The 22,835-nt window shown below is 66.3% G+C and carries 22 protein-coding genes; 4 read left to right on the top strand and 18 right to left on the bottom strand.

Going from position 1 to position 22,835, the window contains the following annotated elements; translation table 11 throughout:
- Positions 1-51: 51 nt before the first annotated feature.
- Entirely contained in the window at positions 52-1,719 is a 1,668-nt protein-coding gene (ettA, locus tag G335_RS0113225; RefSeq protein ID WP_018168610.1) for an energy-dependent translational throttle protein EttA, read from the top strand.
- Between the two features lie 111 nt (positions 1,720-1,830).
- Here the strand turns inward: ettA and G335_RS0113220 are convergent, their stop codons facing one another.
- Together G335_RS0113220 and G335_RS0113215 are read right to left on the bottom strand one after the other, a co-directional pair.
- Positions 1,831-2,145, bottom strand: a complete 315-nt coding sequence (locus tag G335_RS0113220; RefSeq protein ID WP_018177026.1) for a hypothetical protein — start codon at positions 2,143-2,145, stop codon at positions 1,831-1,833.
- A gap of 97 nt (positions 2,146-2,242) precedes the next feature.
- A complete protein-coding gene (locus tag G335_RS0113215; RefSeq protein WP_018177025.1) occupies positions 2,243-2,719 on the bottom strand; it encodes a hypothetical protein in 477 nt (158 codons plus the stop codon).
- Positions 2,720-2,930: 211 nt separating this feature from the next.
- Between G335_RS0113215 and treY the strand changes: the two genes are divergently transcribed.
- The 3 genes from treY to G335_RS0113200 are packed head-to-tail and all read left to right on the top strand — an operon-like array spanning position 2,931 to position 9,263.
- Positions 2,931-5,654 carry a malto-oligosyltrehalose synthase gene (gene treY, locus G335_RS0113210; RefSeq protein WP_018177024.1) on the top strand — a complete coding sequence of 908 codons (2,724 nt, stop codon included), beginning with the start codon at positions 2,931-2,933 and terminating at the stop codon, positions 5,652-5,654.
- Entirely contained in the window at positions 5,651-7,435 is a 1,785-nt protein-coding gene (gene treZ / locus G335_RS0113205) for a malto-oligosyltrehalose trehalohydrolase (RefSeq protein ID WP_018177023.1), read from the top strand. Before treY ends, treZ begins: the two co-directional genes overlap by 4 nt.
- Before the next feature lie 4 nt (positions 7,436-7,439).
- On the top strand, positions 7,440-9,263 hold the full coding sequence (locus tag G335_RS0113200; RefSeq protein WP_018177022.1) for a glycoside hydrolase family 15 protein: 1,824 nt from the start codon (positions 7,440-7,442) through the stop codon (positions 9,261-9,263).
- A 67-nt stretch (positions 9,264-9,330) separates the two neighbouring features.
- Here G335_RS0113200 and G335_RS0113195 read toward each other — a convergent pair whose 3' ends face one another.
- From G335_RS0113195 to G335_RS0113115, 16 genes are all read right to left on the bottom strand, one after another.
- Positions 9,331-9,897 carry an SgcJ/EcaC family oxidoreductase gene (locus G335_RS0113195; RefSeq protein ID WP_018177021.1) on the bottom strand — a complete coding sequence of 189 codons (567 nt, stop codon included), beginning with the start codon at positions 9,895-9,897 and terminating at the stop codon, positions 9,331-9,333.
- A gap of 152 nt (positions 9,898-10,049) precedes the next feature.
- Positions 10,050-11,027 carry a LysR family transcriptional regulator gene (locus G335_RS0113190; protein WP_018168603.1) on the bottom strand — a complete coding sequence of 326 codons (978 nt, stop codon included), beginning with the start codon at positions 11,025-11,027 and terminating at the stop codon, positions 10,050-10,052.
- A gap of 74 nt (positions 11,028-11,101) precedes the next feature.
- Positions 11,102-13,423 (bottom strand): nitric oxide reductase activation protein NorD, encoded by a 2,322-nt coding sequence (locus tag G335_RS0113185; protein WP_018177020.1) that lies wholly within the window; start codon positions 13,421-13,423, stop codon positions 11,102-11,104.
- An 18-nt stretch (positions 13,424-13,441) separates the two neighbouring features.
- Positions 13,442-14,245 carry a CbbQ/NirQ/NorQ/GpvN family protein gene (locus G335_RS0113180; RefSeq protein WP_018144344.1) on the bottom strand — a complete coding sequence of 268 codons (804 nt, stop codon included), beginning with the start codon at positions 14,243-14,245 and terminating at the stop codon, positions 13,442-13,444.
- A gap of 61 nt (positions 14,246-14,306) precedes the next feature.
- Positions 14,307-14,699: a hypothetical protein gene (locus G335_RS0113175; protein ID WP_018168601.1), complete on the bottom strand. Its 393-nt coding sequence runs from the start codon at positions 14,697-14,699 to the stop codon at positions 14,307-14,309.
- Entirely contained in the window at positions 14,696-15,331 is a 636-nt protein-coding gene (gene parA / locus G335_RS0113170; protein ID WP_018168600.1) for a ParA family partition ATPase, read from the bottom strand. Before parA ends, G335_RS0113175 begins: the two co-directional genes overlap by 4 nt.
- Before the next feature lie 61 nt (positions 15,332-15,392).
- On the bottom strand, positions 15,393-15,674 hold the full coding sequence (locus tag G335_RS0113165; protein ID WP_018168599.1) for a 4a-hydroxytetrahydrobiopterin dehydratase: 282 nt from the start codon (positions 15,672-15,674) through the stop codon (positions 15,393-15,395).
- Between the two features lie 35 nt (positions 15,675-15,709).
- On the bottom strand, positions 15,710-16,132 hold the full coding sequence (locus G335_RS0113160) for a bacterioferritin (protein ID WP_018168598.1): 423 nt from the start codon (positions 16,130-16,132) through the stop codon (positions 15,710-15,712).
- A gap of 10 nt (positions 16,133-16,142) precedes the next feature.
- The gene (locus G335_RS0113155) at positions 16,143-16,457 is read right to left on the bottom strand and encodes a BMC domain-containing protein (RefSeq protein WP_026289304.1); all 315 of its coding nucleotides are present in this window, start codon (positions 16,455-16,457) and stop codon (positions 16,143-16,145) included.
- A 66-nt stretch (positions 16,458-16,523) separates the two neighbouring features.
- Positions 16,524-16,817 (bottom strand): BMC domain-containing protein, encoded by a 294-nt coding sequence (locus tag G335_RS0113150; RefSeq protein ID WP_012982276.1) that lies wholly within the window; start codon positions 16,815-16,817, stop codon positions 16,524-16,526.
- Between the two features lie 31 nt (positions 16,818-16,848).
- Positions 16,849-17,148 (bottom strand): BMC domain-containing protein, encoded by a 300-nt coding sequence (locus tag G335_RS0113145; RefSeq protein WP_012982275.1) that lies wholly within the window; start codon positions 17,146-17,148, stop codon positions 16,849-16,851.
- 45 nt (positions 17,149-17,193) lie between these two features.
- On the bottom strand, positions 17,194-17,526 hold the full coding sequence (locus G335_RS0113140; protein WP_018168596.1) for a carboxysome peptide B: 333 nt from the start codon (positions 17,524-17,526) through the stop codon (positions 17,194-17,196).
- 4 nt (positions 17,527-17,530) lie between these two features.
- Positions 17,531-17,782, bottom strand: a complete 252-nt coding sequence (locus G335_RS0113135) for a carboxysome peptide A (RefSeq protein ID WP_017940626.1) — start codon at positions 17,780-17,782, stop codon at positions 17,531-17,533.
- Between the two features lie 17 nt (positions 17,783-17,799).
- Entirely contained in the window at positions 17,800-19,209 is a 1,410-nt protein-coding gene (locus G335_RS0113130; protein ID WP_018168595.1) for a carboxysome shell carbonic anhydrase, read from the bottom strand.
- A 165-nt stretch (positions 19,210-19,374) separates the two neighbouring features.
- Entirely contained in the window at positions 19,375-22,323 is a 2,949-nt protein-coding gene (locus tag G335_RS0113120; RefSeq protein WP_026304847.1) for a CsoS2 family carboxysome shell protein, read from the bottom strand.
- Between the two features lie 161 nt (positions 22,324-22,484).
- On the bottom strand, positions 22,485-22,817 hold the full coding sequence (locus tag G335_RS0113115; RefSeq protein WP_018168592.1) for a ribulose bisphosphate carboxylase small subunit: 333 nt from the start codon (positions 22,815-22,817) through the stop codon (positions 22,485-22,487).
- Positions 22,818-22,835: the final 18 nt, after the last annotated feature.

Raw genomic sequence — 22,835 nt, 5'->3', positions numbered from 1 at the left:
GCCACGAGTGGCCAGCCCCCTCATCCAAACCGAATTCGTCGCAGGAGCACCATGGCGCAGTACATCTTCACCATGAACGGCGTGGGCAAGATCGTCCCGCCGAAGAAGTACATCCTCAAGGACATCAACCTGAATTTCTTCCCGGGCGCCAAGATTGGCGTGCTGGGCTACAACGGCGCGGGCAAATCTACCCTGCTGCGCATCATGGCAGGCGTGGATACCGACATTGTCGGCGAGGCGCGCCCGCAGCCGGGCATCCACATCGGCTACCTGTCGCAGGAGCCGCAGCTCGACGAGAACAAGGATGTCCGCGGCAACGTGGAAGAGGCCGTGGCCCCGGTCAAGGAAGCCCTGGCCGAGCTGGATCAGGTGTATGCCGCCTATGCCGAGCCGGAGGCCGACTTCGACGCCCTGGCCGCGAAGCAGGGCGAGCTGGAGGCGAAGATCGAGGCCGCCGACGGCCACAACCTGGAGCGAAAGCTGGAGGTGGCTGCCGACGCCCTGCGCCTGCCGCCGTGGGATGCCGACGTGAAGAACCTCTCCGGGGGGGAACGCCGCCGTGTGGCGCTGTGCCGGCTGTTGCTGTCCAACCCGGACATGCTGATCCTCGATGAGCCGACCAACCACCTGGACGCCGAATCCGTGGCCTGGCTGGAGCGCTTCCTGCAGGAGTTCCAGGGCACCGTGGTTGCGGTGACCCATGACCGCTACTTCCTCGACAATGTGGCCGGCTGGATCCTCGAGCTGGACCGTGGCCAAGGCATCCCGTTCCAGGGCAACTACTCGCAGTGGCTGGAACAGAAGGAAAAGCGCCTGAAGCAGGAAGAAAAGTCCGAGGCGGCCCGCGTGAAGGCGATGGAATCCGAACTGGAGTGGGTGCGCTCCAACCCGAAGGGCCGTGGTGCCAAGAGCAAGGCCCGCCTGAAGCGCTTCGAGGAGATCGCCTCCACCGACTACCAGAAGCGCTCCGAGACCAAGGAGATCTACATCCCGCCGGGCCCGCGTCTGGGCGACAAGGTGCTGGAGGTGGACAACCTGTCCAAGCACTTCGGCGATCGCGTGCTCTACCAGGGCCTGTCTCTCTCCGTTCCGCGCGGTGCGCTGATCGGCGTGATCGGCCCGAACGGCGTGGGCAAGACCACCCTGTTCCGCATGATCGCCGGCCAGGAACAACCGGACGAAGGGACCATCGAACTGGGCGAAACCGTGCAGCTGGCGTATGTCGACCAGAGCCGCGATGCCCTGCAGGACGAGAAGACGGTCTGGGAGGAGATCTCCAACGGCCAGGACATCATCCAGGTCGGCAACTTCCAGATGCCGTCACGCGCCTACGTCGGCCGCTTCAACTTCAAGGGCACCGACCAGCAAAAGCGCATGAAGGATCTCTCCGGTGGGGAGCGCAACCGCGTGCACCTGGCCAAGCTACTGCAAAGCGGCGGCAACTTCCTGCTGCTCGACGAACCGACCAACGACCTGGACGTGGAGACCCTGCGCGCGCTGGAAGAGGCGCTGCTGGACTTCCCCGGCTCCGTGATCGTGATCTCGCATGATCGCTGGTTCCTCGACCGCATCGCCACGCATATCCTCGCGTTCGAGGAAGACGGCAACGTGGTGTTCTTCGACGGCAACTACCAGGAGTACGAGGAGGACCGCCACAAGCGCCTGGGCGCCGCGGCCGACCAGCCGCACCGGGTCAAGTACAAGCGACTCGCCTCCTGATCCACCCCGAACGCCCGGCACCCGCCGGGCCTTCGCCTTTCCGCGCCCCGGCACGCCACGATCCGTTCACGGGCAATGCCCGTTTCATCGGGCGCCCGGCCCGGCTGGAGACTACGGGCCCTGCGGCCGGGTCTTCTCCTCGAATTCCGTGGTAAACGCTTCCAGCTCCGCATCCTCGATCAGCCCCTCGCGCCGCATGCACGTGAACTGGTCAAGCGCCTTCGAGCGGGCGTGGCCATCGAAGATGAACGCAAGCCGCTTGTCCGCTTCGCGCACTTGCTCGTACAGGTCCAGAAAGCGTTCGTGATTCGACCGGTCGTCCTGTTCCATAGTCGCCCGACAATCGGCCAGGGCTCGTTCGCAGTAACGATCCAGCGCGGTTTCCTTCAACCGGCTGAACCGCTTCCAGTCCGACTCCTTGATCATTCCGGCCGCCTCCTGAAACTCGACACGTCAGGTGGTCAGGCGAGTGCGCGCCCAACAGACCGAAAATAATGCAACGGCAGCGATAGGCCCGCCAACCCTATCGGTGATCGCAGGTTGCGGTCAGGCGCCCGTCCACCGGCTCCCCCGTCATCTCCATATCCACGAATCGGCCGTCGGCCTGCAGTTCGCTTCCGTCGATCTGGAGCAGCGGCTCGGCAGCCCCTCCGGCGGCACTAATCCACTGCTGGCCCATGCGGGTCCGATTGGCCTCCAGCACCTCGCCCCCCGCACGAAAGTCCCCAAACTGCAGCGACACCGAGTGCGTCAGCATCCCCGCAACCGCATTGCGCGAGGCAAATACCCGCAGCGGGCCGCGATCCGTATCCGCGCGCGCCACCAGCGTCTGGTAGCGGTCATCCGACTCACCCGAGAAATCACAGACCTCCATCTCCAGCACGTACTCATCGCCCTCCAGGACCAGTATCGCGGCCCCGGCCGCGTGGGCATTCCCGGAAACCAGCGCAACGGAAAACAACGAGACCAGACAGGCGGGCAGGACCAGCGCTCGACGCATACGGGAGCTCCTTCGCATGGGTGGGGGTATGCCGGAAGCTTACCCCATCACCCCGCGAAGCTCCTGCCTCCTGCCATGCGGTCCATCCCGACGGCCGTGCCCCAGTTTCTGGGCGTTGGCCGGCGATGCGGATTCCCTTCGTTCGGGATGTGGTCCATATTCGGGTTAGCGGTCGGATTGCCCGGCCGGTCTGCCTTCGGGACGGAGGGCGATGCAGGGATCCATCAGCAGTACAGGAAGCGCGGGGTCTGCGGACGGCCGCGAGAGGCGACAGGCCCAACCCGAGCGAATCGCGACTTGTCGCCTGCAGCTGCACCCGGGGTTCACGCTGGACGACGCTGCCGCGATTGTTCCCTATCTCGCGCGGCTGGGGGTTTCGCATGTCTATCTTTCGCCGATCCTGCAGGCGGTGCGCGGCAGCACCCACGGCTATGACGTGGTCGACCCCTCGCGCGTCAACGAAGAGCTTGGCGGCGAGCCAGCACGCCAGCGCCTGTGCGCGGCGCTGGCGGCGGCCGGGATGGGCCTGGTACTGGACATCGTGCCCAATCACATGGCGGTGGCCGGGGACCAGAACCCGTGGTGGTGGGATGTGCTGGAGAACGGCCCGTCCAGCCCGTTTGCGACGTACTTCGACGTCGACTGGGAGTCCTCGGAGGAGCGCTGGCCAAACAAGGTCCTGCTCCCGGTGCTGGGCGATCATTACGGCCGTGTCCTCGAGGCCGGCGAGATCCGCCTGCAATATGGCGCCGGGCTGTTCGACCTCGCCTATTACGAGCACCGCTTCCCGCTAGACCCCTCCTCGCTCAACGAGCTGCTCGCCCGCGCCTGTCGCGCCACGGGTATCGAACTGCTGGGCTTTCTCGCGGAATCCTGTGCACGCCTGCCACAGCCGCATCTGATCGCACACCATTCGGTGCAACGGCGCCACCGCGACCAGGACGTGATCCGCCAGCTTCTGGACGACACGACCCGCCAGAACCCGGCGGCCGCCGAGGCGATCGCGACCGAGGTCGAGCGGATCAACGCCGACCCCGATGCCCTGGATGCGCTGATCGAGAAGCAGAACTACCGGCTGGCCTGGTGGCGCACCGCCGGCCGCGACCTTGGCTACCGGAGGTTTTTCGACATCAACGACCTGGCCGGGCTGCGGCAGGAGAAGGAGGAGGTCTTCCAGGCCCTGCATGCGTTGCCGGTCCGCTGGGTGGCGGAAGGCTCGGTGCACGGCCTGCGGGTCGACCACCCGGACGGACTGCGCGACCCCCGGCAGTACTTCAGCCAGTTGCACCGCGCCTGTCCGGACACCTGGATCGTCGCCGAGAAGATCCTCGAGCCCGGCGAGCAGCTGCCGGACGACTGGCCAATCGCCGGCACCACCGGCTACGACTTCCTCAACCGCGTGCAGGGGCTGTTCGCGGACCCGGCCGGCGAGACCCCGCTGACACGGCTGTTCGCGGAGCTCACCGGCGAGGAGGCCGACTACCCGGGACTGATCTACGAATCCAAGCGACAGATACTCAAGGACCTGCTCGGCAGCGAACTCAATCGCCTGAGCTCGCTGTTCGTGGATATCTGCGAACGCCACCGCCGCCACCGCGACTACACCCGTCACGAGCTGTACCTCGCCCTGCTGGAGGCGGCGGCCTGCTTCCCGGTCTACCGCACCTATGTCACCCCACGCGAAGGCGGCGTGACGGCGGCCGACGTCGGCTGCGTGGAGACCGCGATCCAGCAGGCCGCCGAGCGCCGCCCGGAGCTGGACAGCGAGCTGCTGCAGTTCCTGCGCAACCTGCTCCTGCTACGCATCCCCGGCGAGCGCGAGACCGAGCTCGCCCTGCGCTTCCAGCAGCTGACAGGCCCGGCGATGGCCAAGGGCGTGGAGGATACCGCGCTGTACCGCTTCCACCGCCTGACGGCACTCAACGAGGTCGGCGGCGACCCGGGAAGCTTCGGGTTGTCGGTGGACGAATTCCACGAGGCCAGCGCCCGGGCCCGGGCGCTGCACCCCGAGGCGATGCTGGCCACCTCGACCCATGACACCAAGCGCAGCGAGGACGTACGCGCTCGCCTTCTGCTGCTCTCCGAGATGCCGGAGGCCTGGGCCAGGAGCGTGCGTCGCTGGATGCGTCACAACGCCCGCCACCGCAGTGGTGGGTGGCCGGACCCGGCCACCGAGTACCTGTACTACCAGACGCTGGTCGGTGCCTGGCCGATCGACGCCGAGCGCATGACGGCCTACATGGAAAAGGCCGCACGCGAGGCCAAGCAGCACACCAGCTGGACCCATCCGCAGGAGGACTACGAGCAGGCCCTGCGCGATTTCGTGGCCGGCACCCTGGACGACCCGGGGTTTCGCGAATCGCTGGAGTCGTTCCTGCAGCCACTGGTCGGCCCCGGCCGCACCAACAGTCTGGCGCAGACCCTGATCAAGCTCACCGCACCGGGCATCCCGGACATCTACCAGGGCAGCGAGCTGTGGGACCTGAGCCTGGTCGACCCGGACAATCGCCGCCCGGTGGACTTCGACACGCGGACCCGCCTGCTGGAGGAACTCGCGCACCTCTCGCCGGCACAGATCAACGCCCGCGGCGACGAGGGCCTGCCCAAGCAGTGGGTGGTGCACCAGGCCCTGGCCCTGCGCCGCCGCCACCCGGAGTGGTTCCGCCCGGACGCGGCCTGTACCCCGCTGCGCGCCAGCGGCGAACGCGCCGGGCACGCGGTCGCCTACCTGCGCGGCGAAGGGGCGCTGGTGCTGGTGCCGCGCCTGACACTCGGGCTGGCGGGCGACTGGGGCGGCACCCGGCTTGCGGTTCCACCCGGCACTTGGCACAACCGCCTGTCCGGCGCGGCGTTGCAAGGCGGCGACTACCCGGTCGCGGAGATCCTCGATGCGTTTCCGGTGGCCCTGCTCGAACGCGAGGAGGCCACGTCATGACCACCGTTAGCGTGTGGGCCCCCGAGGCGCATCAGGTCGAACTGGAGTGCGGTGGCAGCCGCATGCCAATGGACTGCCGCGCGGACGGCTGGTGGTCGCTGCAGACCTCGCGGGTGGTGCACGGCAGCGACTATGCCTTCCGCGTCGACGGCAACGGCCCGTTCCCCGACCCGCGCTCCGCCTGGCAGCCACAGGGCGTGCACGGCCCGTCGTGCTGGCTGGAGCATTCCCGCTTCGTCTGGAACGACGCCGGCTGGCAGGCGCCGCCGCTGGCCGCGGCGGTGATCCAGGAGATCCACGTCGGCACTTTTACCCCGGAAGGCAGCTTCGACGGCGTAATCGACCACCTCGATCACCTGGTCGACCTCGGCATCACCCACCTGGAGCTGATGCCGGTGGCGGCATTCCCCGGCGAGCGCGGCTGGGGCTACGACGGGGTCGACCTGTACGCACCGCACCACGCCTACGGGGGCCCCGATGGCCTGAAAAGGCTGGTGGATGCCTGCCACCGCCGCGGCATCGCGGTGCTGCTGGACGTGGTCTACAACCACCTCGGGCCGGACGGCAACTACCTGGCGCAGTTCGGCCCCTATTTCACCGACCACTACCAAACCCCCTGGGGCGACGCGATGAACCTCGACGGCCCGGACAGTGACCCCGTGCGCCGCTTCTTCGTCGACAACGCCCTGATGTGGCTGCGCGACTACCACATCGACGGCCTGCGCATCGACGCGGTACACGCGATTGTCGATACCTCGGCCACCCATTTCATCGAGCAGCTCGCCACCGAGGTGCAACGCCTCGGGCGCGCGCGCGGGCGGCACCTGGTGGTGATCGCGGAGAACGACCGCAACGACCCGCGCGTGGCACGGCCGGTCGAGGCCGGCGGCTACGGGCTGGACGCGCAGTGGAACGAGGACTTCCATCACGCACTGCATGCCCTGCTGACCGGGGAATCCGACGGGTACTACGCGGACTTCGGACGCCTCGCGGATGTCGCCCGGGCGCTGACGCGCGGCCTCGTCTATGACGGGCGCTACTCCCACTACCGCCGGCGTACCCACGGGCGACCGGCCTCCGACCTGCCCGGACGGCGTTTCATCGGCTGCCTGCAAAACCACGACCAGATTGGCAATCGGGCCCTGGGGGACCGAATCAGTGAAGGCGTCTCGCCGGGACTACTGAAGATTGGCGCAGCCCTGGTGATGACCAGTCCCTTCGTGCCCATGCTGTTCCAGGGGGAGGAATGGGCGGCCGCGACGCCGTTTTTGTATTTCACCGATCACACGGACACCGACCTGGGGCGCGCGGTGACCGAAGGCCGCCAGCGCGAGTTCGCGGCCTTCCGCCGGGGCACCGATCCCGGCAACGTCCCGGACCCGCAATCCATCGAGACCTTCGAACAATCCCGCCTGGACTGGGACGAGCTCGGACGCGAGCCGCATGCCGACATCTTGCAGTGGTACCGGGCCCTGATCGCCCTGAGGCATGCCCACTCGGCGTTCGGCGACGACCGTCTGGAGGCGATCGAGGCGCATTTCGACGAGGCGGCACGCTGGTTGATCGTGCACCGGTCGGGACTGCGGGTGGTGTGCAACCTGCACCCTGCCCCGCAACGGCTGGCGTGCCCGGGCGCCGCGGCCGGTCACCTCCTGCTCCAGTCCGATACAGGTATCGTGGTGGGTCCGGACACCCTGGAGCTGCCCGGCGAGTCCGTCGTGATCCTGGACGCACCTGCCCCCTCCTGCCTGCCCGGCCAACCGTCCATGTCAAAGGAGTGATCCAGTGACCGTATCCGACCGCCCCGTACACCGCATTGACGGCTACCTGCCGATCGAGGAGCACGGCCTGATCGGGAACTGCACGACTGCCGCCCTGGTCGGTCGCGACGGGACCATCCCCTGGATGTGCGTCCCCCGCTTTGACTCCGAACCCTTGTTCTGCGCGCTGCTGGATCACCAGCGCGGCGGCGCCTTCACCGTGGCCCCGGAACCCCTGGTCACCTCGCACCAGCGCTATATTCCGGATACCGCCGTCCTGATTACCGAGATGACCGGACCAGAGGGGCGCGTCCGGGTGACCGACTGTCTGCCCCTGCGCGCAGGGGCAGACCTCTCGGAGGACGCACCCGCCGGACGGAATGAGCTGCTTCGCCGGATCGAGGTGCTGGAGGGCCGGGTACACCTGCGGGTCCGCGTTACTCCCCGGGGCGGGGCGGATTTGTATCCGCACGGGGCCGGGCTGGGCCTGGCGTTGCACCGCCAGCCCGACCTGGAACTGGCCCTGAGCTCGTCCCTGCCGCTGGAGGACGCGGACAGCCTGCATGAACTGGAGGCCGGGGAGCAGCATCACGTGCTCCTCGGGTGGGGGCCGCATACGCATCGGTTCCAGCCCCGCACCCCGCAGGACCTGCTCGAGGCCACCCTGCTGGTCTGGCGACGCTGGATGACGCACTTCAGCTATGAAGGGCCTCGCGAGGACCTCGTCCGCCGCTCGGCTGTCACCCTCAAGCAGATGGACTACACCGCGACCGGGGCCATGATCGCGGCACCGACATCCTCCCTGCCGGAGGCGATCGGCGGCCCGCGCAACTGGGATTACCGCTACGCGTGGATCCGCGATGCGGCGTTCTCGGTGTATGCGATGAGCGACATCGGCATGACCCACGAGGCCGCCGGGTTTATCGGCTGGGCCCTGGACGCCGTCGATCGCGCGGGCTGGCCCCGGGTGCTGTACGACGTGGACGGCCACCTCCCGCAACCGGAGCGCAGCGATCCCGAACTGGAGGGCTACCGTGGTTCGGGACCCGTTCGCTGGGGGAACGGCGCGGTCGAACAGCGCCAGCATGACGTGTTCGGGGAGATCCTCGATTGCGCCTGGCGCTGGGTACGCTGGGGCGGCACGCTGGACGATCACCTGTGGCAGCGCCTGCGGCGCCTGGTCCAGTCCGCCAAGACCGAATGGAAAAACCCCGACCACGGGATCTGGGAGGTCCGCACAGCCGGACGACCGTTTACCTACTCCGCCGCCCTGTGCGCGGTCGCGCTGGAGCGCGGGGCCGCGCTGGCCGAGAGCAACGGCGTGCAAGGCGACAGTGCGCTCTGGCGTTCCGAGGCGCGGCAGATCCACGAGGCGATCCTGGAACAGGCCTGGGACCCCGAACTCCAGAGCCTGACCGAACATCTGGGCGGCGGCGGCATCGACGCGAGTCTGCTGGCACTACCCGGACGCGGCGTCATCCCCGCGGATCACCCGAAGATGGTGGCCACTACCGAGGCCGTCGTCCGGCGCCTGGGTGCCGGCAACGGCCTGCTCTACCGCTATCTGCCGGAGGAATCCCCGGACGGACTGCCCGGGCACGAGGGTGCGTTTGTGCTGTGCAGCTTCTGGCTGGTCGACAATCTGGTCGGGCAGGGTCGACTGGAGGAGGCCCAGGCGCTATACGACTCCCTGTGCGACCGCACCAATGCGCTGGGTCTGCTCCCGGAACAGATCGACCCCGCTAGCGGCGCTTTCCTCGGCAACTTCCCGCAGGCGTTCAGCCACGTCGGCCTGATTTCGAGCGGCATCAAGCTCGCGCGGGCGCTGGAGCGAAGCCGGGAGCGTTGAGAACAGTCAACTCACGTTAAGCGGTGCCCGAGGCCCGAAAGGCCTCCGGACTGGGGAGACACCCTCTTCAGGCGGTCGGCATCATCGAGGAGTGGTGATGGACGATCTTCCATCCCCCGTCGCGATTCTCGTAGACGAAGGTGTAGCGCGCGGGGACATCCTTGGTCTCACCGCCATCCGTCACGCGAAAGGTGTAGGTGCCGGCATCGGTGAGCTTGTTGCAGCCAAGCTTCACGTTGCGGGTGTTGATCGTCCCAAAGGGCTTCTTCTCCAGGAAGTGCTCGAAGTAGTCCTGGATCTCGGCGTGCGTGGTGCGCGGGACGTTGGAGACGGTCGGGAGCAGCACAGCGTCCTCGGCGTAGCGCGCGGCGACCTTGCGCGCGTCACCTGTCTGGAGGGCGGCATTCCAGCCCTCGAACAGTTCCTCGGCCAGTCGGCGGGTCGCCGGCGCACAGACCACGCAGCTCTCGTTGGCCGGGGTATCGATCGCGCCGAACCGGGGGTCACCGCCGGTCCCGGTTACCGGATGGTGTTGATCGCGGTGCGAGGCACTCAGGCTCAGGCGCGCGCGCGGCGCCTGGTCGGCGTTGATGAACTGGGTGCCGCTGATACGCGGTCGGCTGCTCGTGGTCACTGACTGATCTCCGAGTTCGGCCGTTAGCGGCCGGGTAATCCGTGAATTGTAAGGTACGCTCCCGGGCCTGTCATTCCGGGCCCGCCCCGAATGACTCCGCTGTCAGCGCCCCCTGCAGATTGGGCCGCTGCGCTTGCAATGGCCGTTTGTGGTCAGCTCGCCTGGGCCTTGAAGGCCGCAAGGAGATCCTCGACCTGGCCGCGCACGCGCGCCTCGTCCTGGATCGCGAAGTCGAGAAAGGTCTGCGCGACCACCGACAGGACCTTCTGCCTGGGGTGAACGATGTGCCACTGGCGGTGAATCGGGAAGTGCTCCACATCCAGCAGTGCTACCGGCCCGCCCGCCCCCTCCGCGCTGAGGGTGTGCAATGACAGCACCGCAATCCCCAGGCCGCCGATTACCGCCTGCTTGATCGCCTCGTTGGACCCGAGCTCCATGCGCACCGTCGGGCTGATCCCGTGCTCCTGGAACAGCTTGAGCGTTGCCTCGCGGATCCCGGAGCCCGGCTCGCGCATCAGGAACGTCTCCTGTTCCAGGCGTTCGATCGGGATGTTGCGCTGTCCGACGAGCGGGTGATCGCGGCTGGCCATCACCACCAGCGGGTTCGGTGCGAACGGATACACCGCGATGTCGGTCAGCCGCTCGGGCACGTGTCCAATGATGTACAGATCGTCATCGTTGTTGGCCAGGCGCTGCAGCACGCGATCGAAGTTGCTGACCTCCAGCGACAGTTCGATGTCCGGATAGCGCTTGGCGAACTGCCCGAGGATCGTCGGCGCGAAGTACTGCGCGGTGGTGATCACCGCCAGGCGCAGCCGCCCCCGCTTGAGCCCGTGCATTTCCGCGAGCTTCATCTCCAGGTTGGTCAGCGCGCCGAGCATCTCGCGACAGGTGTCGTACAGCAACAGCCCGACCTCGGTGGGGAAGGCCTTGCGCCCAACGTACTCGAACAGCGGCAGGCCGAGGGCGCCGGAGAGCTTCTTGATCTGGATGGAGACGGTGGGCTGGGTCAGGTAAAGCTCTTCCGCCGCGCGGGTAAAGCTACCCAGGCGCACGATCGCTTCGAACACCTGCAGCTGGCGCAGGGTGGCGTGCCGGATCAGGTGCGCCGGCAGTTCGGATTTCAGCATCACCTGCGGAAGGCCGGACTCCTTCTGCGGTGTCGTGCCGGTCCCTTTCCTGGCCATGCTAGTACCCGTGACCCCTACCGGGTGAGACCGGCGTACAGCATCGGCAGCTTTTCCGGGAGCCGTTCGATACGATCCAGCACCATGAAGTGCTGTGCCCCGAAGATCCGTTCGACGTACTCGTCGGCGTTCGGGTCCAGGCTGATACAGAAGCTGTAGACGCCGTTCTTGCCCACCTCTTCCACCGCACGTTTCGCGTCCTGACGCAGGTACTGCGGGTCGCGCACATCGGTATCCGCCGGCTCGCCGTCGGTCACGATCAGCAACAGCTTCTTCTGCGTCCCCTGTTGCTGCAGCAGATGCCCGGCATGCCGAACGGCCGCGCCCATGCGAGTGGAGAGCTGTCCCTTCATCCCGGCCAGTCGTGCCCGGGCGTGATCGTCGTAGGGGGCGCCGAAGTCCTTGAAGCGGTAGTACTCGACATCGTGGCGACCATCCGAGGCAAAGCCGTGGATAGCGAAGGGATCGCCAATCTTGGAGATTGCGCCGCCCAGCAGAGCGGTGGCCTCGCGCGCCAGCTGTACCACACTGGTATCCGTACCCTGGACCATCTCGTTGGTGGACTCGGACAGATCCAGCAGCACCAGCACCGACAGATCGCGCACCTGGCGGATATTGCGCACGTAGATGCGCTCGTCGGGCTGCCGCCGCATGCGCAGATCGATCTGTGCATCGACCAGCGCGTTCAAGTCCAGCTCGTCGCCCTCGGCCTGCTTGCGCAGACGCTGGACACCCTGCGGTTGCATCGCCTCGATCAGGAACTTCAGGCGCGAGATCAGCGGCTTGTGCTTTTCGTTAATCGCGTCGATCTCGGCCACGTCGCCCTTCTGCGGACGCCGCTCCAGCAGGGTGACCCAGTGCGGCCGTTCCAGCTGCATCTGGTAATCCCACTCATGGTAGTGATACGGCAGCGAGATCGGCTCCTTGCCCTCCTGCTGGTTGATGCTTTCCTCTTCGCCGTCCCGGAACCATTCGGTCGCCAGCACCATGATCATCTGGGCATCGTCCCCAGCGCCAGGGACATCGAGGGTGTTGATCATCTCCATGGGGGTCACGTAGACGCGTTCCTGGTTCGAACCGCTGGCCATCAGCGTCTCGAAGTCGTCTTCCTCGCGCCCGAACGCCCACATGTAGCGATTGTCGTCACGGTAGAGCACATCCGGCGCGACCTGCCGCGGGTTCATGTAGCCCTGCTCCGGAAATTCCGGCGCCAGGGCCTCGGCCAGGGCGCGCGCCAGGCCGGGGGCCTCGAGATCCTCCGTCCGTTCGGCCAGCGCCGCACGGGCCCTGGTCGCGAACGGATGGTCGTCGCGGTAGTCCGGGTCCAGCAGGGCCCGGGCGGTGCGGGCCAGCAGGGCCTGCGGCGCTTCACCGTCGTCCGGGGTCGCGGTATGCAGGGGTGTCCAGAGGTTGCGCAAACCCGGGAAACCCTGGCTTGCCAGGGCCTCCACGCGGGCATCCTCGAACAACTCGGTCAGCACGCCGGTCACGCCGCGCGGCGCCTCCTCTGGCTGCATTTCCCGCGTGTAGACCACATGGGCCGCGGCATGGGCCGCCGCCGCACGGTAGAGATCGAGCCCGGTCAGGCCTTCCCAGTCGTCGAAGGCATCCGGCAGGAAGATCGTGAAGCCCTCGATATAGGGCTTGTAGCCCTCGCGCGACTCGAAGTCGCCACTCGTCGGCCGCATGAAGAAATCGCGCGCCCAGAGCGAACGCAGGTAGAGGTTGATGCGCCGCTGCACATCCACGAACAGCGTGCCGCGTCGCTCCTTCTGGAATACTGAACGGGACTCGGGCGATTCCAGACCAAAATAGGCGATCTGTTCCTCGAGGTCGGTACGGTGGGCCTGCGCGCCCCAGGTCGCCCAACGGCGCAACCCGCCCAGCGTCAGTTGCGAAAGCAACTCGTCGAGGCGTTCCAGCATCGGCCGAACGCCGCGTGGCGCCTGCCCCAGCAGGTTGTCGACCAGGCGCAGATATCCCCCGAACAGGCGCAGGTCGCCCAGGCGTCGCGCCGCAATCGGGCTGGTGGAGATCAGCAGGGTAATGACCGCCCCACTCGTCTTGGAGTACATCTTGATCGCCGAGCTCACCAGCTCGCCGACAGCATCCTCGCCCAGCTCCTGCGCCAGATCCGGCGCCTCCTGGACGAAGGCCACGACCATCTCCGAACCTCGCCCCAGGGAGTGCAGGCTGCGTGCGCCTTCCAGGTAGTAGCGCTTCAGACCACCCGTACTGAAGGCCCGCGTCGCTTCCTGCCACGAGGCCTCGAGTACCTCGGCGGCCTGCCCCCCGAGGTCCTCGAGGAGGTCCTGGTATTCCTCCAGATGGATGCTCATCGTGTCCGGCGCACGCGCCTAGAAGAACGTCGTGACGGCGGAGTCGAGGGCGTCGCGCATGTCCGGATCGTCCGTGATCGGACGCACCAGGGCCATGCGGCACGCGGCGAGCGGCGCGACGCCCTTGGCAATCAACGACGCGGCGTACACCAGCATGCGGGTCGAGATCCCCTCGTCCAGCCCGTGGCCCTTCAGATTGCGCGCGCGCTCCGCGACGCTGACCAGCTTGCTGGCCATGTCCTCGTTGACCCCGCCTTCGTGGACCACAATCCGCGTTTCGGTTGCGTGATCCGGGTAGTTGAAGTCCAGCGCGCCGAAGCGCTGCTTGGTCGACTCCTTCAGATCCTTCATCAGGCTCTGATAGCCCGGGTTGTACGAGATCACCACCTGAAAATCCGGATGCGCCTCGACCATCTCGCCCTTCTTCTCCAGCGGGAGCATGCGACGATTGTCGGTCAGCGGGTGGATCACGACGGTCGTATCCTGGCGCGCCTCGACGATCTCGTCGAGGTAGCAGATCGCCCCGTGGCGTGCCGCCTGGGTCAGCGGGCCGTCCTGCCAGCGCGTGCCGTTGGCATCCAGCAGATAGCGCCCCACCAGATCCGAGGCGGTCATGTCCTCATTACACGAGACGGTAATCAGCGGCTTGCGCAGCTTCCAGGCCATGTGCTCGACAAAGCGCGTCTTGCCGCAACCCGTGGGGCCCTTGAGCATCATCGGCATGCGCACCGAATAGGCAGCCTCGTACAGCTCCACCTCATCCGCCGTGGACTGATAGTAAGGCTCCTCGGTGATCAGGTGATCGCGTAGTTCGTCCTGCATGTTTCGACTCCTCAATCAGAAAGGCCGGGGCGCAGGCCCCGGCCACCGGCACGCATCGGCGTCAGTCAGGCCAAACCCGATCCGGATGCAACGCGTTGCCGCCCTTGTTCGCCTTCGGCTCCTTCTTTGCAGCCGGCTTTTTCCGGCCCGGGGTTGCCTTGGCCTGGGTCGACTGGGCGGTCGTCCCCGTCTTCCTCGTCGCTGCCGGCTTCTTGCGCGCCGTGGCCGCCTTGCGGGCCGGAGCCTTGCGGGTCGTGGTCGCCGCCTTCTTGGTGGCGGCCGCCTTGGTACTCGCGGCAGCCCGCGGGCTGCTGCTCGCCGGCTCCTGGCTCGTGTCCTTCTGTGCCGCGGCCGGCGCGTCGGCCGTGGCCGTGTTGTCCGGGCTCTTGTCCTTGTCCTGGTCCTCGCGCGCACTGCGCACGCCGGCTGCCAGCTTGTCTTGCAGATTGCTCATTGCGACACCTCCTCGATGATGGCTTCGATCTCCGCCGCCGCCGCCTCGCCCGGCTTGCCCAGATCAAAGACGGAACAGCCTTCCAGCGCAGAACGCCGATATATGGCCCGCCGGCGGAGCGACTGCTCCAGGGCGGGGATGTCGATCTCCATCAGTGCGTGTTTCATCGCACGCGACAGCGCACTGCGGACTTCGAGCTGATTAATCACGATGTAGGGGCGCAGGGCGGGATTCCTGAGCTTGGCCTCTTCGAGCCCGCGCCCCATACGGACGCTACCCCACAGATCCACCGGCGACGGAAGCACCGGGATCAGGACCTCGTCCGCGGCCGCCAGGGCACCGGTGACGGCCCCGCCCTCGAGCGTCGGCGGGCAATCCACCACGATGTGGTCGTAGTCCTTGCGCAGGGCCTTCAACTCGCGGTCGAGGGGCCCGGCAACCGCAAACACCGACGCCGCAAACGGACGATCCTCGGAGGCCATGCGGGCCCATTGACCGGCCGAACCCTGAGGGTCAGCGTCGACCACCAGCGTGCGGCCCCGCCGGGCCAGCCCCGCGGCCAGGTTCATGGTCAGGGTGGTCTTGCCAGTGCCGCCCTTCTGATTGACTACCGCGATTACCCTCGAACCCACGCAACAGCCTCCTGCGGAAGGGGACCGGGCTCTCAACCCGGCCCATCAAGAATCCCCCGGCTCAGCCGGTGGTGGCATCGGCCAGGCGGTCGACTTCAAGGGCAAAGGCCTTGTCGCCTTCCCCAAGCTGTTCGCCATCACGGGCGTCGATCGTGATGTTCACGTAGGTCGTGCCGAAGCTGATGTTCGGATGATAACCATCCTGCTCCGACAGCTCGGCCACGTGGTCTAGAAACTTCCGCGTGATGCCGTAGCGGTCGAACGTGAACTGTTTGCTCATGGACGCCGAGGTCCCCTTGCCGGGTTCCCACCCGGCCGGAACCACGAGATCGGTATCCGCCATTGCCTACTCCGCTTGTGTTGCCGCGTCCGCGCTCGTCACGCGGTGCTGCCCTGGGCATCGATCTCGCGCACGTGTTCCAGTTCATCCTCGAGGATGCTCTCGAACAGCGCCGCATCATCCACCGCACCGACGCGCCGGCAATAGACGGCTGCTTCGTCGTACAGACGAATCGCCTCCATCTCCAGCTCGCGCGAGTGCGCCAAAAGCTCGGCCATGGAGCGACCAAGCCGCACCGGCGCCAGCTGGCTACCGTTCGGCGCCACCCCGTAGTGGAACATGCGAGTCATGAAGCGATCCGCATGATCCAGCTCTTCCTGGGCGTCCCGACGCAGGCAGTCGCTTACGTCAGTCATCCCCCACATCGCGGTCAACCGCGCCTGGGCCAGGTACTGCTGGACCGCCGACAGCTCGTGTGCCACCGCCCGGTTCAGGTACCCCACGATCCGTGGATCGGACATGGATGTCGCCTCAGCTGGCCGAACCGCCGGCAGTCGGTGCCGTCGGCAGGATCCCTTCCACTTCCGAATGCACGCGAGCAATGATGTGCGCAGCCACCAGGCCGTCACCCACACGCTCGCAAGAATCCGCGCCCGCACGCACAGCGGCGTTCACGGCACCGGTTTCACCACGGACCAGGACGGTCACGTAACCGCCACCGACAAATTCACGACCGATCAGGCGCACTTCGGCGGCCTTGGTCATCGCATCCGCGGCTTCGATCGCCGGGACCAGACCACGGGTCTCGATCATGCCAAGGGCCACACCAGAAATTTCGTTAGCCATCATCTACCTCTTCATGAAAAAGCCGTCGGGCCCGATCCGGGCCCGACGGGGTTCGGCCGCCGTGAGTTACGGCTTTTCCGGGAGGATGTTTTCCACCTCGGAATGGACGCGAGCAATGATGTGCGCAGCCACCAGGCCGTCACCGACACGCTCGCAGGAATCCGCACCGGCACGCACGGCGGCGTTCACGGCACCGGTTTCGCCACGGACCAGCACGGTCACGTAACCACCACCCACGAACTGACGCCCGATCAGACGCACCTCGGAGGCCTTGGTCATTGCGTCCGCGGCCTCGATCGCCGGCACCAGACCACGGGTCTCGATCATGCCGAGTGCCACACCAAAGTTTTCGCTAGCCATTACTCAACTCCTATCAAGCGTTACTGATTATTTACTTTTCAACCTGCTCGGGCAGGATGCTTTCCACTTCGGAATGCACGCGGGCGATGATGTGCGCGGCCACCAGGCCGTCACCCACGCGCTCGCAGGAATCCGCACCGGCACGCACAGCGGCGTTAACGGCACCGGTTTCGCCACGGACCAGCACGGTCACGTAGCCGCCACCGACGAACTGGCGACCGATCAGACGCACTTCGGAGGCCTTGGTCATTGCATCGGCCGCTTCAATCGCCGGCACCAGACCACGGGTCTCGATCATGCCCAGCGCCACACCAAAACGTTCAGTTGCCATTGTCTTCTCTCCTGGATTTACGGTTTTTTAAAACAAAAATGACGCTCACGCCGCCTTGCGGGAACCAGCAGAGCGCTGTGCATCGGTCTGGTCTTGTCCTGCCACGTCCTTCGACCCTTCCGTCTTCTTACCACCATCGTCCCAGTGGTCGATGATGCCGCCGATCGTCAAATCGGTCTGGATAGTGTTGTCGTCCAGCGCGAGCCGCGCGGCCGACCCGCTGATGGTGAATACCCAGTTACCCGGATGCGCCCCGACCGGATCCACGGCCACACTGAGCGCGCCCTTCTGGTCGACCAGCACGCGCAGCGAAATGGTGCTCAACCCGTCGACGCGACGGGTCACCACCAGTTCATCCTGCACCTGCATGATTTCCATGGAGCTACTGCTCCTCCCAGTAATCGATGATCCCGACGATCGTCGCGTCACTCGGGTAGGACTTGTCACCGGCCGCTTCGCGCGCCGCCGAGCTGCCCACTACGATGACCCAGTCCCCGGGCACGCACCCGACCGCATCGACCGCCACGGTGCGCGGCCCACCCGCCTTTTCCTGAACCACCAGCAACGGCCGGTGCCCCAGATCGCGGATGCGGTTGGTCGAAACCAGCGTCTTCTCAACCTTGCAGATCTTCATTCCCGTTCCCGTGTGCGTCAGGCGGCCAGTGGTTCCAGACGGCTTCCGCTGCGTTTGTCGCGGATCACCATGTGGCAGCCGATCAGGCCCTTTTCAGCCAGGTCGCGATAGCGATCCATGATCGTGTTGCGAATCCGGCGACAACGCGCCTCGACCCGCTCCCGCGATCCCGGCACCTTGCGGTCGTAGCGGTAATGCACCACCACCGGAATTGGCAGGCCGCGCTCGACATTCAGCTTGCGAAAAATCTTGTTCACGCCGACATCCATCCCCTCGGCGCCCTCTTCCATCGTCTCCAGGTGAGCGAAGTACGCGAAGTTGCGAACCTGCATCTCCTCGATTTCCTGGCCGACGATAATCACACGCTCGCGGTGGCCGACATCGGCGTAATGGCCTCCGTGATAGCGCGCCACATAATCCAGCTGCGAAATATTGCTCAGCAGCAGCCGCGAGATCAGGCGCAGCATCCCTTCATGCGGCGCGCCGTTACCGCGCCCCCAGCCCTGCTGGTGAATCGTGTCCTGGATCGCCTGATACACCCGCAGCGATGCGGTCTGTTCGTCCAGCCCCTGCGTCGCCCGGTACAACTCCGCGCTTTCCACGAAGCGATACAGGCTCATCCGTGTGTCCGCGTCCGGGATGTGGATCTTGATCGCATCCGTATCGGTATCCACCCCGATCAGCAGCGTGTCGACCGAGGCCCCACAGCAGTAGGTGTTCTCGATCGCCTGACGAAACGCGCGCAGCTGGTGCAGGGCGCCGTCCGCCGCATCGCGCTCGCTGTTGCCGTGCGCCGCGCAGCCCTGATGCAGCGGATCCGCGCCACTGTAGTGGTAAGCCGCAATCTTCAGATAGCGGCTGGGGACATCGGCCGTGGTCGGCCGCCCCTCACGGAAGCGCAGCAGTTCGCGCTTGGTCCAGTGACGTACGTCCTCTTCGATGTCGAACTGCGCCCCGGCGTAACTCTTCACTCGCACCGCGAGATCAGGAAGCCGCAGGATGAAGCGGCGCAACCCCAGCAGTCGGCCGTCCGAGCACGGGGAGATGTCCACTTCGTGGAAGTCGCAGTCGAGGAAATACGCAATTGCGCTTTCCGCTTCGGCGACCAGGTCATCACGGCCGGCCCAGTATTCGTTGACCACCTGATCGAACAGCTCGAACGTCCCGTGCAGATACAGTTCGCGCGTATCCAGATCGTTGATCCAGGCATCTTCCAGCGCCTTTTGCGGCAGCTGATACCCCAGGCGCTCCTCGACGATCGCCTGCGCCCGCGCCTCGAAGTCCCGCTCGTGCTGCAGCGCATGCACCTCCTTGAGCACCGGAACCAGCTGCGCGAAGCGCTCCCGGAACCCCTGCTCGAAGGCGTGCAACCGCTCGTTCATCGGGACATCCGCCAACGCGTGACCCGCGGTCAGTTCACGCGCCATGTCCGGAGACGACGAGCCGCAGGCCGGCACCGCGGACACCGGGACCGCACTACTCGGCGCCGCGGCGCGCGCAGCCGCAATCCGGGACTTCGCGAAGCGCGAGCCCATGGAGCTGTTTTTGCGGCGACCACGCACCATGACGTTCTTCAGAGTCCTCGCCTGTCCTTAACCGCGCGCCCCGCCGGACAGCGTCACCAGAGAACCGGCGTCGCTGTTCCCGGAGGAACCCGTGATCCTGCTCGTGGGCGCTTCCTTGCGCTCGAGTTCCCGATTGATATAAGCGCTGCGGCCTTCACCACGCGGGTTACCCTTCTGCGTCTGGTTGCGGCGCGTCGAGAAGCCCTCGGTCCCGGTCACGTGGTCACCGCGCCCCCAGTCGTCGCCGGTAATGGAGACGCCATTGCTGCTGCCGTTCAGCGTCACCCGGTTGGCACCGACCTTCTCCGCTTCTTCCACCGGCTCCGCGGCCACGGACTGCTTGCTGGCGCCATAACGGAACTCTTCGGTGCCGGAGACCAGACCCATCGCCTTGTTAATGGAACCGGTCAGGCTTCCGCTACTGCCATAGGCCGTCCCCGTCACGCGCTCCCGACGCTCTGCGGCGACCCGCGCCGGGGTGTCCACGCTGAAGCCGGCGTTGGGCATCGGGCGAGAAGCGGCTTGCGCCACTGGCTGCGCCGGCGCGGCCTGCATGCCCATCCCTTCCGGGCGCAGACGCGGATGCAGACTGCTCGCGGCACTGGCGCAACTCTTGGCAAATTCGTTACCGCCCACATACGGGGAACCGGACACGTCCTGACAGGCGCCCCGTTCGGTACCGGTCACGCGCTTGTCGTAGCCCGGTTGGCTGCCGGACAGCGAGTGCCCCGGCGTGGACTGGCGCTCGGCCACACGGGTCCCGGCCTCCTTCGAATCCTGCGTATCGCAGAACTGGTCGTACTGATCCGGACCGATATAGGCCGTGCCGCTCACCGGCTTGCAGGCGCCATATTCGTCACCGGTGACCCGCGAGGAACGCCCGATCGCCGAGCCGGACACAATCTGCTGATTCCAGGTACGGCCCACAGTCACTTTCTCCGGGCTGGCTTCCGGGCGCTGACCGCCACAAAAGGCGTCATAGTGCTCGGAGCCGGCATATTCCGTGCCGGTGATCGGCTTGCAACCACCATATTCGTCACCCGTCACGTGGATCGAATGATCCACCTGGGTACCGGAAACCTCGCGACCCCGCAGGGTGTGCATTACACCGACCTTGGGGACGCCCCCGGCGTCCGGGCGCTCGCACAGTTCACCAAAGTCGGACTTGTTGTAGTACGGCGTACCGGTCAGCGAGGCACAGGAGCCGCGCTCGTCGCCGGTTACATGCCGGCTACGCCCCACGGCCACACCCGTCACGCTCTGGTCTTCCATGGTGTGCGACTCCTGGACCTTGGCCGGGGCCGGCTCCGGGCGAGTACCGCAAAAGCCCTGGAACTGCTCGGTGCCCAGATACTCGGTCCCGGTCACCGGTTTGCAGCTGCCATATTCGTTGCCGGTTACGTTCACGGAGCGCCCGACTTCGGAACCGGTCAGCTCACGACCGCGAAGCGTATGCATTACGCCAACCTTCGCCGGCGCCCCGTTCGACTTTCCCGTGTTACAGGGAACCTCGCTGGCCGCGGTGTTCAGGTACTCAGTACCGGTCACATCGCGGCAAGAGCCGGCTTCGTCGCCGGTAACGCTCGGGCTACGCCCGACCGAGGTGCCCGATACGCCTTCCCCTTGACGGGTGACCATCACGCTGGTTCGGGCCGGCCCGGCCTGCGGACGCGTGCCGCAGAAGCCTTCGTATTGTTCGGTACTGAGATATTCGGTGCCGGTGATCGTCTCGCAGGACCCACGCTCGTCGCCGGTCACACGGTTCGACCGCCCTACTTCGGTGCCACTGACGGACTGGCCGTGCGCCGTGTGCGAAGCGCCCACCTTAGGCGGATTACCTGCGGGGGACACGCCACAGTAACGCTCGTAATGTTCCACCCCAAGGTATTCGGTCCCGGTGACCGACGAGCAGCTGCCCGCCTCGGTGCCGGTAACGCCGGAGCTCCGCTCGACTTGCGTGCCACTGACGTGGCTGCCGGCGAGCGTGGTGCCCTCTTCAACCTTCGGCGGCACATCGCCCTCGACGGGGCGTGGCCGGCCACAGGGACGCCCCGGCTCGGAGGAGCCACGGCCCAGCTTGCACAGTTCTTCACGGCGCTGCCGAGCGACTTCGCGGGCGGACATCCCTTGGCGCTTGGCGGCCTTCCAGGCGCCTTCCTGCGGCATGGTGCCGCGGGCCTGACCGCCGTTAAAACGCCGACGCTGGGCCTTCTTGCCGCTCTGCGCCATGGCATCCCGGCGCGCCATACAGATCGCGCGAACCTCCGAGATCATCGGATGCGGACCGGCGGCTTCGCCCCCGGACTCGACCTTGTGGCACAGCTGGTCCAAGCCGCTTTCGACCACCGCGGCGTCGCGGCTCGGGGCGCTGTTTACCGACGCATCGCGCTCGGCCTTCTCGCCCTTGCAGCCGCAGCCGCAATCCTTCTTGGATTCCTGGGTCGCGGCAGCCACCGGTTCCGATCCCTTGATGCGATCCCCACGGCGCGGTTCCGGCGCAACGGCCTTCTTCCCTTCCGTGGAAAGCGCCTGACGCCGCAGGCGGCAGATCTCGCGACCGCTCATGTTCGAGCAATCGACCTCGACGTTCTGCGACTGGGCCAGCGCTTCCAGCTGGCGCGAACGTTCGGCGCCGGCGGGGGCCATGCCACCCGCGGCCTGCGCACGCGTGTTGGTTCGGCCCACAGCCTTCTTGCCCTGGCGCGCCATCTTCTGGCGGCGCTCAAGGGCGGCCTGGCGGCCATTCGAGATACCCGTGTGCGCGCCCGGTTCCGGGCGGCGCTCGGGGGTGGTGTCGCGGGTCTCGACGGAGACCTGCGACGAGGATTCACTGGAGTGCATCTCCGGCTCCCGCGCCTGGGGTGCCGGGGCAGGGTCCGCCTTCGCCTGGCGCGCATCTCGCGCAGCCCCAGCGGAGCGGCTGCTCCCTTTGGTTTGGTCGGTCGACTTCACGGCAGCCTTGCCATTGCGAGACATGGCTTTGCGCCGTTCCAGGGCACGTTCACGCCCCGAGAGACCTTCAGACGCAGATGTCGGATTACTCATGGCACTTCCTTACAGTTGGCGGCAGCAACGGTAAATAACGCTTTACTGAACTGCCGGGCCCGAAGGCGGACCCGGCAGGTACCGGGCCCTAATTAGCGACCGCGATCGACCACGAAGGCCGTGCCCTGACTCTGGGCGTAGTTATCGTAGGCGAGGAAGCGAACCATCATGCCGGGGTTGGCACGGCGGCACTGCTCGATCTCGCTCAGCACGGTCTCGACGGACTGCTCGCCGAACATCGGGAGCTTCCACATGTACCAGTAGTTGGACATGGCGTGTTCTTTTTCGCTGTACTCGACCGCCGGATTCCAGCCCTGGGCAATGGCGTATTCGATCTGACGGCGAACCTGATCGGCGTTCATCTCGGGCAGGTAGGAGAAGGTCTCGTACTTCTGCACCGGCTTGAAGTTCTGAATATCGGACATGTCGTTAATCCTATGCGC

The organism is Thioalkalivibrio sp. AKL8, from assembly GCF_000380525.1.
GTDB lineage: Bacteria > Pseudomonadota > Gammaproteobacteria > Ectothiorhodospirales > Ectothiorhodospiraceae > Thioalkalivibrio > Thioalkalivibrio versutus.
This window is presented reverse-complemented; position numbering and strand designations above follow the sequence as displayed.

Excerpts from the sequence above, each read along its gene's own strand:
- G335_RS0113130 (WP_018168595.1), bottom strand. The coding sequence starts at position 19,209 with ATGGCGCGTGAACTGACCGCGGGTCACGCGTTGGCGGATGTCCCGATG.
- G335_RS0113165 (WP_018168599.1), bottom strand. The coding sequence starts at position 15,674 with ATGGCGGATACCGATCTCGTGGTTCCGGCCGGGTGGGAACCCGGCAAG.
- ettA (WP_018168610.1), top strand. The coding sequence starts at position 52 with ATGGCGCAGTACATCTTCACCATGAACGGCGTGGGCAAGATCGTCCCG.
- G335_RS0113115 (WP_018168592.1), bottom strand. The coding sequence starts at position 22,817 with ATGTCCGATATTCAGAACTTCAAGCCGGTGCAGAAGTACGAGACCTTC.
- G335_RS0113135 (WP_017940626.1), bottom strand. The coding sequence starts at position 17,782 with ATGAAGATCTGCAAGGTTGAGAAGACGCTGGTTTCGACCAACCGCATC.
- G335_RS0113145 (WP_012982275.1), bottom strand. The coding sequence starts at position 17,148 with ATGGCAACTGAACGTTTTGGTGTGGCGCTGGGCATGATCGAGACCCGT.
- G335_RS0113155 (WP_026289304.1), bottom strand. The coding sequence starts at position 16,457 with ATGGCTAACGAAATTTCTGGTGTGGCCCTTGGCATGATCGAGACCCGT.
- G335_RS0113175 (WP_018168601.1), bottom strand. The coding sequence starts at position 14,699 with ATGAGCAATCTGCAAGACAAGCTGGCAGCCGGCGTGCGCAGTGCGCGC.
- G335_RS0113220 (WP_018177026.1), bottom strand. The coding sequence starts at position 2,145 with ATGATCAAGGAGTCGGACTGGAAGCGGTTCAGCCGGTTGAAGGAAACC.
- treZ (WP_018177023.1), top strand. The coding sequence starts at position 5,651 with ATGACCACCGTTAGCGTGTGGGCCCCCGAGGCGCATCAGGTCGAACTG.
- G335_RS0113190 (WP_018168603.1), bottom strand. The coding sequence starts at position 11,027 with ATGCTGAAATCCGAACTGCCGGCGCACCTGATCCGGCACGCCACCCTG.
- G335_RS0113160 (WP_018168598.1), bottom strand. The coding sequence starts at position 16,132 with ATGTCCGATCCACGGATCGTGGGGTACCTGAACCGGGCGGTGGCACAC.
- G335_RS0113180 (WP_018144344.1), bottom strand. The coding sequence starts at position 14,245 with ATGCAGGACGAACTACGCGATCACCTGATCACCGAGGAGCCTTACTAT.
- G335_RS0113185 (WP_018177020.1), bottom strand. The coding sequence starts at position 13,423 with ATGAGCATCCATCTGGAGGAATACCAGGACCTCCTCGAGGACCTCGGG.
- treY (WP_018177024.1), top strand. The coding sequence starts at position 2,931 with ATGCAGGGATCCATCAGCAGTACAGGAAGCGCGGGGTCTGCGGACGGC.
- G335_RS0113150 (WP_012982276.1), bottom strand. The coding sequence starts at position 16,817 with ATGGCTAGCGAAAACTTTGGTGTGGCACTCGGCATGATCGAGACCCGT.
- G335_RS0113140 (WP_018168596.1), bottom strand. The coding sequence starts at position 17,526 with ATGGAAATCATGCAGGTGCAGGATGAACTGGTGGTGACCCGTCGCGTC.
- G335_RS0113215 (WP_018177025.1), bottom strand. The coding sequence starts at position 2,719 with ATGCGTCGAGCGCTGGTCCTGCCCGCCTGTCTGGTCTCGTTGTTTTCC.
- G335_RS0113120 (WP_026304847.1), bottom strand. The coding sequence starts at position 22,323 with ATGTCTCGCAATGGCAAGGCTGCCGTGAAGTCGACCGACCAAACCAAA.